General features: G+C 72.8%; 16 protein-coding genes. 7 read left to right on the top strand and 9 right to left on the bottom strand.

The genetic code is table 11. The features are described 5' to 3' along the window. Positions 1–151: 151 nt before the first annotated feature. The 5 genes from IRX98_RS19025 to IRX98_RS19045 form a co-directional block, all read right to left on the bottom strand. Complete coding sequence (locus IRX98_RS19025) at positions 152–448, bottom strand: AzlD domain-containing protein (RefSeq protein ID WP_224279454.1); 297 nt, start codon at positions 446–448, stop codon at positions 152–154. After that, on the bottom strand, positions 448–1179 hold the full coding sequence (locus tag IRX98_RS19030) for an AzlC family ABC transporter permease (protein ID WP_224279456.1): 732 nt from the start codon (positions 1177–1179) through the stop codon (positions 448–450). Before IRX98_RS19030 ends, IRX98_RS19025 begins: the two co-directional genes overlap by 1 nt. A 52-nt stretch (positions 1180–1231) precedes the next feature. Then, the gene (locus IRX98_RS19035; RefSeq protein ID WP_224279458.1) at positions 1232–1459 is read right to left on the bottom strand and encodes an OapA N-terminal domain-containing protein; all 228 of its coding nucleotides are present in this window, start codon (positions 1457–1459) and stop codon (positions 1232–1234) included. A 107-nt stretch (positions 1460–1566) separates the two neighbouring features. Continuing rightward, positions 1567–2127 (bottom strand): GNAT family N-acetyltransferase, encoded by a 561-nt coding sequence (locus tag IRX98_RS19040; RefSeq protein ID WP_224279460.1) that lies wholly within the window; start codon positions 2125–2127, stop codon positions 1567–1569. After that, complete coding sequence (locus IRX98_RS19045) at positions 2124–2705, bottom strand: DUF3043 domain-containing protein (protein WP_224279462.1); 582 nt, start codon at positions 2703–2705, stop codon at positions 2124–2126. Before IRX98_RS19045 ends, IRX98_RS19040 begins: the two co-directional genes overlap by 4 nt. A 150-nt stretch (positions 2706–2855) precedes the next feature. Between IRX98_RS19045 and IRX98_RS19050 the strand changes: the two genes are divergently transcribed. The 5 genes from IRX98_RS19050 to IRX98_RS19070 are packed head-to-tail and all read left to right on the top strand — an operon-like array spanning position 2856 to position 6613. After that, the gene (locus tag IRX98_RS19050; protein ID WP_224279464.1) at positions 2856–3659 is read left to right on the top strand and encodes a PspA/IM30 family protein; all 804 of its coding nucleotides are present in this window, start codon (positions 2856–2858) and stop codon (positions 3657–3659) included. After that, positions 3656–3934, top strand: a complete 279-nt coding sequence (gene pspAA, locus IRX98_RS19055) for a PspA-associated protein PspAA (protein ID WP_207081928.1) — start codon at positions 3656–3658, stop codon at positions 3932–3934. Before IRX98_RS19050 ends, pspAA begins: the two co-directional genes overlap by 4 nt. A gap of 10 nt (positions 3935–3944) precedes the next feature. After that, positions 3945–4853, top strand: a complete 909-nt coding sequence (gene htpX / locus IRX98_RS19060) for a zinc metalloprotease HtpX (RefSeq protein ID WP_224279465.1) — start codon at positions 3945–3947, stop codon at positions 4851–4853. A 6-nt stretch (positions 4854–4859) separates the two neighbouring features. Then, complete coding sequence (pspAB, locus tag IRX98_RS19065; RefSeq protein ID WP_224279466.1) at positions 4860–5432, top strand: PspA-associated protein PspAB; 573 nt, start codon at positions 4860–4862, stop codon at positions 5430–5432. After that, on the top strand, positions 5429–6613 hold the full coding sequence (locus IRX98_RS19070; RefSeq protein WP_224279467.1) for a sensor histidine kinase: 1185 nt from the start codon (positions 5429–5431) through the stop codon (positions 6611–6613). The genes pspAB and IRX98_RS19070 overlap by 4 nt, the downstream gene beginning before the upstream one ends. On the opposite strand, the gene IRX98_RS19075 is transcribed toward IRX98_RS19070, so the two are convergent. Continuing rightward, the gene (locus tag IRX98_RS19075) at positions 6610–7806 is read right to left on the bottom strand and encodes a winged helix DNA-binding domain-containing protein (RefSeq protein ID WP_224279468.1); all 1197 of its coding nucleotides are present in this window, start codon (positions 7804–7806) and stop codon (positions 6610–6612) included. The genes IRX98_RS19070 and IRX98_RS19075 overlap by 4 nt on opposite strands. Positions 7807–7819: 13 nt before the next feature. Continuing rightward, a complete protein-coding gene (nadA, locus tag IRX98_RS19080) occupies positions 7820–8998 on the bottom strand; it encodes a quinolinate synthase NadA (protein ID WP_224279469.1) in 1179 nt (392 codons plus the stop codon). 89 nt (positions 8999–9087) lie between these two features. On the opposite strand from nadA, the gene IRX98_RS19085 reads away from it, so the two are divergent. Continuing rightward, entirely contained in the window at positions 9088–10329 is a 1242-nt protein-coding gene (locus tag IRX98_RS19085; RefSeq protein ID WP_224279470.1) for a glucose-1-phosphate adenylyltransferase family protein, read from the top strand. 7 nt (positions 10330–10336) lie between these two features. Here the strand turns inward: IRX98_RS19085 and IRX98_RS19090 are convergent, their stop codons facing one another. Together IRX98_RS19090 and IRX98_RS19095 are read right to left on the bottom strand one after the other, a co-directional pair. Continuing rightward, positions 10337–11224 carry a GNAT family N-acetyltransferase gene (locus IRX98_RS19090; RefSeq protein ID WP_224279471.1) on the bottom strand — a complete coding sequence of 296 codons (888 nt, stop codon included), beginning with the start codon at positions 11222–11224 and terminating at the stop codon, positions 10337–10339. Then, entirely contained in the window at positions 11221–11640 is a 420-nt protein-coding gene (locus tag IRX98_RS19095; RefSeq protein ID WP_224279473.1) for an SRPBCC domain-containing protein, read from the bottom strand. The genes IRX98_RS19090 and IRX98_RS19095 overlap by 4 nt, the downstream gene beginning before the upstream one ends. Positions 11641–11681: 41 nt before the next feature. Here IRX98_RS19095 and IRX98_RS19100 point away from each other — a divergent pair, with 41 nt between their 5' ends. After that, positions 11682–12764, top strand: coding sequence for a glycerate kinase family protein (locus tag IRX98_RS19100; protein WP_224279475.1), 1083 nt, complete (start codon positions 11682–11684; stop codon positions 12762–12764). Positions 12765–12830: the final 66 nt, after the last annotated feature.

The following is a 12830-nucleotide window of genomic DNA, read 5'->3' on the forward strand; positions in this document are numbered from 1 at the left end:
ACCGGGGCCTCCTATGCCTGTGGATAGGTCGAGCAGGCCACTCCTGCCCGACAACCCACGTACATGCATGTGAGAGGCCCCGGCCCGCAACCCCCTCACGCCGAGGCGGTCACGTCATACCGTCTGACCGGACCGGGCCCTGCCGCGGAGGTCAGGCCAGACGCGCGAGCGCAGCCACCACGGCTGCGCCCACCACCACGACGAGGAACGGCGCTCGCAGCATCAGCGCGACGAAGGCGAAGCCGAGACCCAGCGCCCGTGCGTCGAGGGTGAGGGTGGGGCCGTCGGAGAAGGCCTGCACGGCGACCAGCGCCGCCAGCAGCGCCACCGGGATGAGGTCGGCCACCCGCTCGACGGTCGGGTGGGCAAGCACGCGCTCGGGGAGGGACAGCCCGGCCAGCTTGAGCAGGTAGCAGCCGACGCCGGCCAGCAGGATCGCGGTCCACATCACGGGTGCCCGCCCGCCACGTCGTCGGGCCCGGGGATCTCGGTGGGGTCCGGGCGGCGTGCCAGCACGCCGACGAGCAGGGCGACGCCCCCGGCGGCCAGCACCGGAACGCCCGCGGGGCTGACTGGCACCATCGACAGCGCGGCGGCTGCGGCCAGCACGCCGACGAGCACGTTGCGCCGGTCCTTGAGGCGGGGCCAGAGCAGCGCCAGGAAAGCCGCGGCGACGGCGGCGTCGAGACCGAAGGTCCGCGGGTCGCCGACGGCCCCGCCGGCCAGGGCCCCCACCAGGGTGGCGAGGTTCCACAGGACGAACACGGCGATCCCGGTGGCGAGGAAGCCGAGCCGGGCCGCGGGGGTGCCGTCGCGACCGACCGACATCGCCGTCGACTCGTCGATGAGGACGTGGGCGGCACCCGCGCGGCGCCAGCCCCGCAACTGCAGCAGCGGTGCCATGCGGAGGCCGTAGAGCGTGTTGCGGGTGCCGAGGAGGAGCGCCGTCGCGGCGCCCGAGAGCGGGCTCCCGCCGGCGGCGACGACGCCGACCAGCGCGAACTGGCTGGCCCCGGTGAACATCAGCAGGGACAGCACGCACGTCTGGGCGACGGTGAGACCGGAGGCGACCGCGACGGCGCCGAACCCGAGCCCGTACGCACCGGTCGCCACCCCCACGGCGAGGCTGTCGCGGAGGATCCCCGATCGCTCGGCGGGATCCAGCACGGCGTCGCTCACGCCGGAAGGCTAGGACATGCCCGGCCGACGGTCCGCGTCGGCGGGGCGCCGGCTAGGGCTCGTGACGGCGTACGCGCACGGCCGGCCGTTGCCGCCGGTGGAAGTCGTGGACCAGCACGAACGCCGCGGCGATGCCTGCACCGGCGCCGGCGACCAGGCCGACCCTGATGTTGAGCGGGATCTCCGGGACGGCGCCGACCCAGAAGCCGATCCCCATGCAGACGAGGACCGCGGCGAGGACGAGTACCCACTTGTGGAGTGGTGGAAGCGGACCGAACATGTCGAACCCCCGTGCTGGACCGGCGAGGTGGCCGGACCTCCATAGTGACGGCCGTCACACGAAAAGCAAGACACCCAGGGGTGGATTCGGCGTGGCGGCGTGGTGGGTCAGGCGATCGCGGTGTGGAGCCGGACCTGCTTGACCGTCGTCGTCCCGGTCCCGTCCAGGTCGAGCTCGCGGTGCGCGGAGTCGGCCGCCCAACCGGCGTCGGTGAAGAAAGTGCGCAGCCCGTCGTCGCCGGCGTTGACCCAGGTGACGGCCCGGGTGAACCGGTCCGCGGCCAGGGTGTCGACCGCAGCCTGCAGCAGCCGCGACCCGTGGCCCTTGGCCCGCTCGGCGGGGTCGAGGGTGACCTCGGCGAGCTCGCCGTCGGCGACCGGGTCGCAGTCGGGGTCGAGCGCGGGGGAGGTCAGCGTGAAGCCGACCACCCGGTTGCGCTCGAGGGCGACGAGCACGCGGTTGCGGGCGTCGGCAGGCCGGGCGAGCACCTGGCGCCACTGCGCCGACACGGCGTCGACGTCGGTCGGCAGCACCTCGGCCGGCAGCACGCCGGCGTAGAGCTCGGGCCACGCGCGCACCTGCACCGCGGCGATCGCCTCGGCGTCGTCGGCCCAGGCGATGCGCACGGAGACGTCGGCGGTCGGGCCGCCCGCGTGCGAGTGGCTCATCGGTAGTTCTCGGGCAGCTTCTCGCCGATCCGGACCTGGGCCTTGGGCAGGCGCAGGAACTTCATCTGCAGCGAGCGCATGGCGGCGTAGAGGGTGGAGCCCTTGGTGGACTCGTCCGGGAAGCGACGGGCGAGCTCGCGGCGCAGCCGGAAGCGCAGCATGACGATGTCGACGATGATCACCAGGAGCGTCGTGAAGAGCACCGTGTTGCCGAGCTGGATCATGCCGCTGTTGCCGGAGTAGCCCAGCACCATCGACACGATGAGCAGCGGCACCATCAGCTCGATGAAGGAGAATCGGGAGTCGACGAAGTCGCGGATGAAGCGGCGCACGGGTCCGCGGTCGCGGCTGGGCAGGTAGCGCTCGTCGCCGGTCTTCATCGCCTCGCGCATCTTGCGCGAGGTGTCGCCGCGGGCGGCGCGCTGCGCGGCCACCTGCTCCTTGCGGGTCCGGGGCACCTTGGCGCGGGCACGGGCAGCGGCCTCGGCCTCCTTGCGCGAGGGCGTCGGGCGGCCCTTGCCGCCCACCTTCTCGGGGGCGAGGGGGGTCTCCGGCTGGGACTGGGTACGTCGGAACACGCGTGCTGCCTTCACTGGATCGGATGCTCCCCCCAGCCTATCGCCGTACGCCCGCGCGGACGCGGTCGCCGGATGTCCTACCTCCGGCTTGGGTTTGGTCCTAGGGTGAGAGGGACGACCCAGCCGTACCGAGAGAGGGTTTCCACCCCGATGAGTCTCATGAAGCGCATCAGCCTGATCTTCCGCTCCAAGGCCAACACGGCCCTGGACAAGGCGGAGGACCCCCGCGAGACCCTCGACTACAGCTACCAGCGCCAGCTCGAGCTGCTCTCGAAGGTCCGGCGAGGCGTCGCGGACGTCGCCACCAGCCGCAAGCGCGTCGAGCTGCAGGTCAACCAGCTCGAGCAGCAGGCCGCCAAGCTCCAGGGCCAGGCCGAGAAGGCCATCGGCGCCGGTCGCGAGGACCTCGCGCGCGAGGCGCTGACCCGCAAGTCGGGCCTGGCGTCGCAGATCACCGCGCTCAAGGAGCAGCAGGCCACGCTCCAGGGCGAGGAGGAGAAGCTCGTCCTGGCCCAGCAGCGGCTGCAGGCCAAGGTCGAGGCCTTCCGCACCCGCAAGGAGACCATCAAGGCCACCTACACCGCCGCCGAGGCGCAGACGCGCATCGGCGAGGCGATGTCGGGCATCGGCGAGGAGATGGGCGACGTGGGCCTGGCGATCCAGCGCGCCGAGGACAAGACCGCGCAGATGCAGGCTCGTGGCCAGGCGATCGACGAGCTGATCGCCTCCGGCGCGCTCGACGACGCCTCGCAGCTCAACGCCGGCGACGACATCTCCCGCGAGCTCGACGCGCTGAGCTCCGGCTCCGACGTCGAGTCCGAGCTGGCCCGGCTCAAGGCGAGCAGCGCCCCGCCGCAGGCGATCGAGGCCTCCGACGGGGGCGGCGACATCCTCGCGGGCGAGCCGGAGGCCGTGAAGGCCGACGGCGAGTCGACCGAGGGCGGTCGGGCATGATCGTCCGCATCCTCGGCGAGGGTCAGTACGACCTCGACGACCACGCCCTCGACGCCCTCAACGGCCTCGACAACCAGATCGAGCAGGCCATCGAGTCCGGCGACGAGGCGATGTTCCGCACCGCGCTCCAGGGACTCCTGTCGGCGGTCCGGTCCAGTGGCACGCACCACGAGCTGGACTCCCTCGACGAGTCCGACCTCATCCTGCCGCCACCCGACGCCACCATCGACGAGGTCCGCGAGCTCCTGGGTGACGACGGCCTGATCCCCGGCTGACCGGTCCTCGATGGCCTCGTCGCGCTTCATCAAGGACTCCGGGCTGACCGTCCGGATGACCCTCACCCTCTTCCTGCTCGGTGCGCTCTACGTCGGTCTCGTCGTCGCCGTCATCGCCTTCGTCCGCAGCCCGGGCGGAGCGGTCGCGGTCGCGCTCATCGCGGTGGGCATGGCGTTCTGGCAGTGGTGGAGCTCGGACAAGGTCGCCATGCGAGCCATGCGGGCCCGCGAGGTGTCGCCCGAGGAGGCGCCGGAGCTGCACGGGATGATCGACCGGCTCTGCGCCCTGGCCGACATGCCCAAGCCGCGCGTGGGTGTGGCCGACATGGCCGTCCCGAACGCGTTCGCCACCGGTCGCTCGCCCGAGCGGTCGGTCGTGTGCGTCACGACCGGGATCCTGCAGACCCTGGACGCCGAGGAGCTCGAGGCGGTCCTGGCGCACGAGCTGAGCCACGTGGCGCACCGCGACGTGCTCGTGATGACCGTGGCGTCGTCGGCCGGCATCGCCGCCGGCCTGCTGCTGCGCTTCGCCCAGTTCGGCGGCATGGGCCGCTCGCGCAACAACAACAGCGCGCTGCCGGCCGTGCTGATCGCCGTCGTGGTCGCCCTCGTGGTCTACGCGGTCAGCTTCCTGTCGCTGCGGTTGCTCTCGCGCTACCGCGAGCTGAGTGCCGACCGGGCCGGCGCCTACCTGACGCTCAAGCCCGCCGCCCTCGCGTCGGCCCTGCAGAAGATCAGCGGCGAGGTCGCCGCCATCCCCACCCGTGACCTGCGGGCCGCCAGCGCGGCCAGCGCCCTGTGCATCGTCCCGGCGCTGAGCGGCGGCCTCAGCGGCCTGATGGCCACCCACCCGCCGCTCGAGCGCCGGCTGTCCCAGCTGGCGCGGATCCAGACCGAGCTCAGCCGGCCGGCGGGCTGAGGGCCGATGGGTCTGTGGGAGGCGATGCGCGCGAGGACGCAGCCGAAACGCAACAACCTCGATGCGCTGTTCCTCGTGCCGAGCGCCGCGATCACGCTCCAGACGGCGCTGGGCTTCGAGCCGACGGGCTCCGGCTCGGTCTGCCACCGCTCGGCCGCGGGCGCGGCGTTCGCGCAGACCCAGCAGGACGTGGTGGCGCTGCTGCGCGACGACGCCGAGGCGCCACAGGTGAGCGTGAGCCAGGACGACTATGGCTTCACCTGGCTCGTGGTGACGGGCGACCCGGGCGACATGTCGGGCCTCTGCACCGACCTCCACGCCGTCAACACCACCCTGGAGCTCAACGGCTTCGACAGCGGCCTGCTCTGCTCGATGGTCCCCTTCGCCAACGCCTCCGGCCAGCGCTTCGGGCTCACCTACCTCTACAAGCAGGGCACCTTCTACCCGTTCTCACCGAGCGGCCCCCAGTCGCGTGACACCCTGCTGGAGCTGTCCGTGCGCGACCTGCTCGCCGACGAGCTGCCGATGGAGCCGGACCTGCAGCGCTGGCTCGCCGTGTGGAAGGCGCCGGGGCTGTGACGGCGCGCAGCGACACCGACGCGCGCCGCGAGCGGGTGCTGGCGGCGTACGACGCCCTCGACCGCCCGCCGCGCCGCGAGCTCGACGCGCTGGTGGAGCTGGCGGCCCGGGTGGCCGGGGTGCCCTTCGCCGCTGTCAACCTCTTCACCGCCGACACCCAGCACCAGGTCGCCACGACCGGTTTCGAGGGCACGGACTCCGCCCGCGAGGACGCGTTGTGCCGCGTGGTGGTGGAGTCCGGCCAGCCCATCATGCTCGAGGACGCGAGGAGCGATCGCCGGTTCGCTGACAGCCCGTGGACCACGGGCGAGGTCGGCGACGTGAAGTTCTACGGCTCCCACCCGCTGACCACGCCGTCCGGTGTCGTCATCGGCACGCTCTGCGTCTTCGACAGCGCGACCCACGCGGTGGACGACGAGGCCGCCCGCGGCCTCGCCCAGCTCGCCGACCGCGTCGTCGACGTGCTGGAGCTCGAGCTCGCCTCGCGACGCCTGCGGGAGGTCAACGCTCGCCTGGCCACCTCCAACGAGCGCCTCGCGCACTTCGCAGGCCAGGTCAGCCACGACCTGAAGAACCCGCTCACCTCGATCTCGCTGTCCCTGGAGAGCCTCGAGCTCGAGGTGACCGACCCCTACCAGGTGGACACCGTCGCCCGTGCCCGCCGGGGCGTGGAGCGGATGACGGAGATGATCGGCGGCCTGCTGGACTTCGCAGCGCAGGGCGCCGCACCCGGGGACGACCTCGTCGACCTAGGGGAGGAGCTCGACGCGGCGCTCGACGACCTCGCCGGCCGGGTCGGTCGCGTGCACGTCGCCGTGGGCTCCCTCCCGACGGTGCGTGGCGACGGCCCGCAGCTGCGATCGGTGCTGATGAACCTCGTCGACAACGCGGCGAAGTTCAGCCCCGCCGGCGCAGCGCCGGACATCGAGGTGGACGCCCGCGCGCTGGACAAGCACCACCGCATCGAGGTGCGCGACCGCGGACGCGGCATCCCCCCCGACCAGCACGAGCGGATCTTCGCGCCGCTCGCCCGTCTCGACAAGACCGTCGACGGCTCGGGGATCGGGCTGGCCACCTGCCGCCGCATCGTCGAGGCCCACGGCGGGTCCATGGGGGTCGAGGACCGCTCCGGGGGCGGGGCGGTCTTCTGGTTCGAGCTGCCCGCGCCGGACCGCGCCTAGGCCGTCAGCGAGAGCCGGGCCTGCTTCATCTGCGGAGAGGAGTAGACGGTGCCCACCACGGTGCCGTCGAGCCACCGCGTCAGCCGGTCGGCCTCCCGCTCCAGCGCGACCAGGCCCGCTGGTTCGACGTCCTCGAGCAGCGAGAGGCGTACGGCTCCGGAGTCGTCCTGCACCCAGCACCCCACGACCCGGCCGTCCCACCACGCGGTGGTGCCGGCGTTGCCGTTGGTGTCGAAGAGACGCTTCCCGTGGACGGGGTCGAGGTAGAAGTCGCGCGACTTCCAGCCCATCACGGTCGGGTCGAGCGTCGGCAGCAGCGCGGCCCACGGCTCCACGGGAGGAGTGTCGGCGGTGTCGTGGGGCAGCACCCAGCCGGTCGTCGCGTCGTCGAGGACGACCTCCACGGCACCGACCTCGGCGAGCGCCCGGGTCACGGCGGTCTTGGTCGACCCGAGCCACCACTGGATGTCGGCTGCGGTGCCGGGGCCGAAGGTGGCCAGCCAGCGGCGGACCAGCTCGGCGTAGCCGGTGGCCTCGTCCCACGGCTCCTGCGCCTCGCCGAGCCACTCCTCGGCGGTGGCCCAGGTCGGCTTGTTGACCCGCCAGTGCCCGGCGTTGCGACCGCGGAACGCGGCAGCGGTCAGGCCGAGGTGGGTCAGCACCCAGGGGGCGACGGGCACGGGCCGGTCGTACGGCTTGTCGGTGTCGCCGCCGACGGAGCCAGCCAGCTCGGGCACCTGGGCGCGGAGCTCGGCCGTGGTCGCGGGGCCGTCGGCGAGCCTGGCGAGGGTGGCGGCGCGCGCGGCGTCGAGCCAGGCGGCGCCATCGTCGGCGAGCCCGGCTCCCTCGACCATCTTGGCGACCCGCTTGCGTTCCGCCGTCGCGACACGCGCCGACGCGCTTCCCCACGCCGCGGGCAGGAGGTCGCGGGGGAAGACGAAGAGCGTGCGCCGCATGGCCAGCTGCTTGACGATGCTGCGCTGGTCGTAGAGCGCGTGGTCGACGTCGTCGACGTCGAGACCCTCGGACCGGGCGGCGACGGCGAGGTGCACCGTCGCGGCCTCGGTCGCGTGCAGCACGGTCATCGCCCGGGTCACCGCCTCGACGCTGCCGAGACGGTGGGCGGGCGCCACGGCCTGGCGTACGGCGATCCGGCGACGACGCTCGGCGTGGCTGATCCTCGGCAGGGCCATCGACGGCGGTGGCTCAGTCGCGGTGCGACTTGCCGGGGAGGTCGAGCATCCGCTGCAGCGCCACGAGCGCGTCGGCCTCGGTCTCGGGGTCGACGGTGACCTGGTTGACCACCGTGCCGGCGACGAGGTTCTCCAGTGCCCAGACCAGGTGGGGCAGGTCGATGCGGTTCATCGTCGAGCAGTAGCAGACGTTGCGGTCGAGGAAGACGATCGTCTTGTCGGGGTGGGCGTCGGCCAGGCGCTTGACGAGGTTGAGCTCGGTGCCGATCGCCCACACCGTGCCGGGCTCGGCGGCCTCGATGGTCTTGATGATGAACTCGGTCGAGCCGACCAGGTCGGCCTTGAGGACGACCTCGTGCTTGCACTCGGGGTGCACGAGGATGTTGATGCCGGGGTGCTTGACGCGCAGCTCGTCGACGACGTCCTCGGAGAAACGGCCGTGCACCGAGCAGTGGCCCTTCCACAGGATCATCCGGGCTTTCTGGAGCTCCTCGACGGTGAGGCCGCCGCCGGGCTGGTGCGGGTCCCACACCACGCACTCGTCGAGGGCGATGCCCATCTGGAGGACGGCGGTGTTGCGGCCGAGGTGCTGGTCGGGGAGGAAGAGGATCTTGGCGTCGCCATCGCCCTTCTGCGCGAACGCCCAGTCGAGCGCGACGTCGGCGTTGGACGACGTGCAGACCACGCCCCCGTTGCGGCCGCAGAAGGCCTTGATGTCGGCGCTGGAGTTCATGTAGGTCACCGGGACGACGACGTCCTGGATGCCGGCGTCGGCCATCGCGTCCCAGGCGTCCTCCACCTGGCGCAGGCGGGCCATGTCGGCCATCGAGCACCCGGCCGCGAGGTCGGGCAGCACGACCTGCTGCGCCGGCGAGGTGAGGATGTCGGCCGACTCGGCCATGAAGTGCACGCCGCAGAAGACGATGAACTCGGCCGCCGGCCGGGCGGCGGCGTCGCGGGCGAGCTTGAAGGAGTCGCCGGTGACGTCGGCGAACTGGATGACCTCGTCGCGCTGGTAGTGGTGGCCGAGGACGAACACCCGCTCGCCGAGGGCGGCCTTGGCGGCGCGGGCGCGCTCCACGAGGCCGGGGTCGGACGCTGCCGGGAGGTCACCGGGACACTCGACGCCGCGCTCGGCGTCGAGGTCGCGGCCCTTGCCGAGGGGGAGGAGCGGCAGGTCGACGAGGCTCATGCGTCGATCCTAGGGCGCGTCGGGGACAGCCCCACGTCCTACCCGGAGGGAGGGACGTCCGGCGCCGGTCCGCGTGCCATGCTTCGGCCATGCCACGACGCGGTGAGGTGCTGGCCCTGGTCCAGGCGGGCGGGCAGGGCTCCCGCATGGACGTGCTGACCCGGGAGCGCGCCAAGCCCGCCCTGCCGTACGGCGGCGTCCACCGCCTCATCGACTTCGCCATGTCCGCGATGGTGCACGCCGACCTCGCCGACGTCTGGGTGTCGCTGGAGTACCAGGTCACCTCGATCGACGACTACCTCTCCGGCGGTCGACCGTGGTCGCTGGACCGCAACCGGGGAGGCTTCCGTCGGATCATCCCGCAGACCGGCACCGGCCCCGCGACCGAGAGCGGCTTCGCCTTCGGCAACGGCGACCTGCTCCTGCGGATGTCCGCCGACATCGCCGCGTTCGGTGCCCGCACGCTCGTCGTGTGCAGCGCCGACCACGTCTTCAACATGGACCTCGCGCCGGTGATCGAGGAGCACGTCGCCTCGGGACGCGCGGCGACCGTGCTCACCAGCGAGGTGACCAAGAAGGACGCCTCGGACAACGTCGTGGTGCTCCCCGGACGCGACGGCACCGTGACCGGTGTGGAGCACAAGCCGTCGCGGCCCTCGGCCGGCACGGTGGCGACCGAGATCTTCGTCTACGACACCGAGGTGCTGCTCGCGACGCTCCAGGACCTGCGCCGGGAGCTGGCCCCCGGTCAGGACCCCCAGGACACGGCTGCGGGCGACAGCGGCATCGGGGACTTCGGTGAGCACCTGCTCCCGCGCCTCGTCGAGGGCGGGAGGGTCGCCGCCGTGCCCCTCACCGGCTACTGGCGCGACGTCGGGCAGCCCGGCCTCTACCTCCAGGCCCACCGCGACCTGCTGGCAGGCAGGGTCGACGTCTTCGACCATCCTGACCGCCCCGTCATCTCGCACTGGCCCGACCGGCCGGCGGCGCGCCTGCGAGCTGCGGGGGAGTGCCGTGACTCCGCGCTCTCGCCGGGCGCCGACGTCTCCGGACTCGTCACCGGCAGCGTGCTCGGCCCCGGCGTGGTGGTCGAGAAGGGCGCCGAGGTGCACGACAGCGTGCTGATGGAGGACTGCGTGGTCCGTGCCGGCGCCGTGGTGCGTACGTCCGTGCTGGACGAGCGATGCGAGGTGGCGGCACGCGCCCGGGTCGGGGCCGAGTCGTCCGCGCGGCTGGCCCGCGACGAGGACGTGGTCCTCGTCGGGCGCGACTCACGCGTGGCAGGCGAGGTCGCCGCGGGTGCGCGCCTCGAGCCGGGCTCGCAGCTCTAGGAGTTCCTCAGAGCAACGTCGAGTGCGGGATGTACGGCATCGGGTCCTTCATGCCGCGCAGCGCGAGGAACCCGCGCGGATGGATCTCCAGGCGGGCAGCGGTGGCGACCTCCATCGCCCACTGGTTGGCAGGGGAGACGTGCGCGACCTCGACCGGAACGTCCGGGTCGGACCCAGCCAGCGCTGCCCACATGAGCCGCTGGGCTGTACGTCTGTTGTCGGCGGCAAGGCAGGCGACACCGCCCTTGGCGTCCACCCACGCGTAACCCTGCCCCGTGTTGTGGTCGAGGACCAGGAGGTGGAATTGCGAGGCAAGGACCTCGTGGTCGGGTCCGTGAGCTGCACCCCGGGCGCGACGGTCCAGTGAGTCCATCAGGTCGTAGTCGGCCGCACCACCGTCGCGGACCCGGTCGACGACCGGGATCAGCCCGCGATCGACCCGCCCCCACAGCACGACCTGGGGCAGCGTGTCGAAACCGGCGAGGCGGTAGCGGCGGAGGGCCTGCTGGTCCTGCGACGCGTTGAGCATGCCCCGCAGGCAGCCACGCGAGTGCTGCGAGGCCGCGGCGAGCAGCTCGCGTCCGATGCCGCGTCCCTGGAGCCCGGGTCGCACCGCGAAGGAAGCCAGCACCCACAGCGTCTCGCGGCGCAGCGATGTCGCGAAGCCCACGATTCGTCCGTCGACCTCCGCGGCCCAGCAACCTGCCGCGTCGGTGCCGAGCAGGTGGGCGCTGCGTCGGACCCAGTCCTGCGACCTGCTCTCCGGTCTCTCGGTCGGCTCGGGCCAGTCGCGTTGATAGGTCCTCTGGTCCAGCTCGAGGAAGGCCCGCGAGCTCAGCCGCTCGCACGCCTCGAGGTCGTCCTCGCGCATCGGCCGGACGAGCGCCCCGCTCACGACACGTGCGCGGCGTAGCGCTCGAGGAGCCGCTGCCAGTCCGTGTAGCCCTCGCGGACGCTCTCGGTGCTCGGCTGCCAGCCGCTGTGCACCAGACGCACGAGGGTGCCTCCGGCCTCCGCCTCGGTGAAGCGGACGTCGAGGACGGTCGCCTCGTCCTCGGGGTGACCGAGCCAGAACTCCTGCGCGTAGCGGCCGATCGGGTCCCACTCCATCACCCGGCCCCACGTGAACTGCTCGTCGCCGTGCACCATCTCGACGGGACCGTTGGGGTCGATCGCGATGCCGCTGTAGGTGGCGGGCTCGGGGCTCACCATGGGGTCCCACCACTCGCCCATCTGGGCGGTGAAGCCGACGAAGGCCTCGGTGGGGGTCACCGGCACGGTCACTTCGGCGACGATCGGGTCAAGGCTCATGCGGCCAGCATGCCGGACGGCTCCACTGCGAGGATGGCGCCATGCGCGTGCTCATCGCCCCGGACAAGTTCGCCGGCACCCTCACCGCGGTGCAGGCCGCGGACGCCATCGCCGAGGGCTGGCGCCGGCATGCGCCCGGCGACGAGCTCGACCTCGCGCCGATGGCGGACGGGGGACCGGGCTTCGTCGACGTGCTCCACGCCGCACTGGGCGGGGAGCTGTCGGCGGTCACCGTCAGCGGGCCAAACGGCGCGCCGGTGCCGGCCGTGGTGCTGCGGGTCGGTGACACGGCGTACGTCGAGAGCGCGCAGGCCGCCGGCCTGCACCTGGTCGACGGCGACCCGGAGACGGCGACCAGCCGCGGGGTGGGGGAGCTGCTGCTGGCCGCGGTGGACGCCGGTGCCCGGACCGTCGTGGTCGGGCTCGGCGGCACGGGCACCAACGACGGCGGAGCCGGGTTGCTCGCGGCGCTCGGGGCCACTGCGGACGTTGCGCTCGACGCCGGGCCGGCGGCCCTGGCAGGCGCGGGCGGCGTCGACCTGTCCGCGGCCCGCGCACGCCTCGACGGCGTCACCCTCGTGGCCGCCAGCGACGTCGACATCCCGCTCACCGGGCTCTTCGGGGCCACCAAGACCTTCGGGCCGCAGAAGGGCATCGGCGAGGAGCGGATCGCCGAGGTGGACGGCTGGCTCGAGGCGTTCGCGACCGCCACCGACCGGCGTACGTCCCTCGACAAGGGCGCCGGAGCCGCCGGCGGCATCGGCTACGCCCTCCTGGTCCTGGGCGCCTCCCGCGAGCCGGGCATCGACCTGGTCACCGCAGCGGTCTCGCTCGCCGAGCGGGCCGGGCGCTGCGACCTCGTCGTCACCGGCGAGGGGGCCTTCGACTTCTCCAGCCGCGCCGGCAAGGTGCCCTACGGCGTGGCCGGAGTGGCCTCGGAGGCGCTGCGCCCCTGCATCGCGCTGGCCGGTCAGGTGCTGGTCGGCTCGCGGGAGATGCGCGCGCTCGGGATCGAGTCGGCGTACTCCCTGGTCGAGCTGGTGGGGGAGGAGCGGGCGTACGCCGCCCCGGCCGAGGCGCTGGCCGACCTCGCGCAGCGCGTGGCGCGGACCTGGTCGCGCTGAGGCCCGGTCGCCTCGTGGGGTCGGGGAATATCCCCGGGTGTGCGACCATTGGAACGAGCGAGACCC

The organism is Nocardioides lacusdianchii, assembly GCF_020102855.1.
GTDB classification, from domain to species: Bacteria; Actinomycetota; Actinomycetes; order Propionibacteriales; family Nocardioidaceae; genus Nocardioides; species Nocardioides lacusdianchii.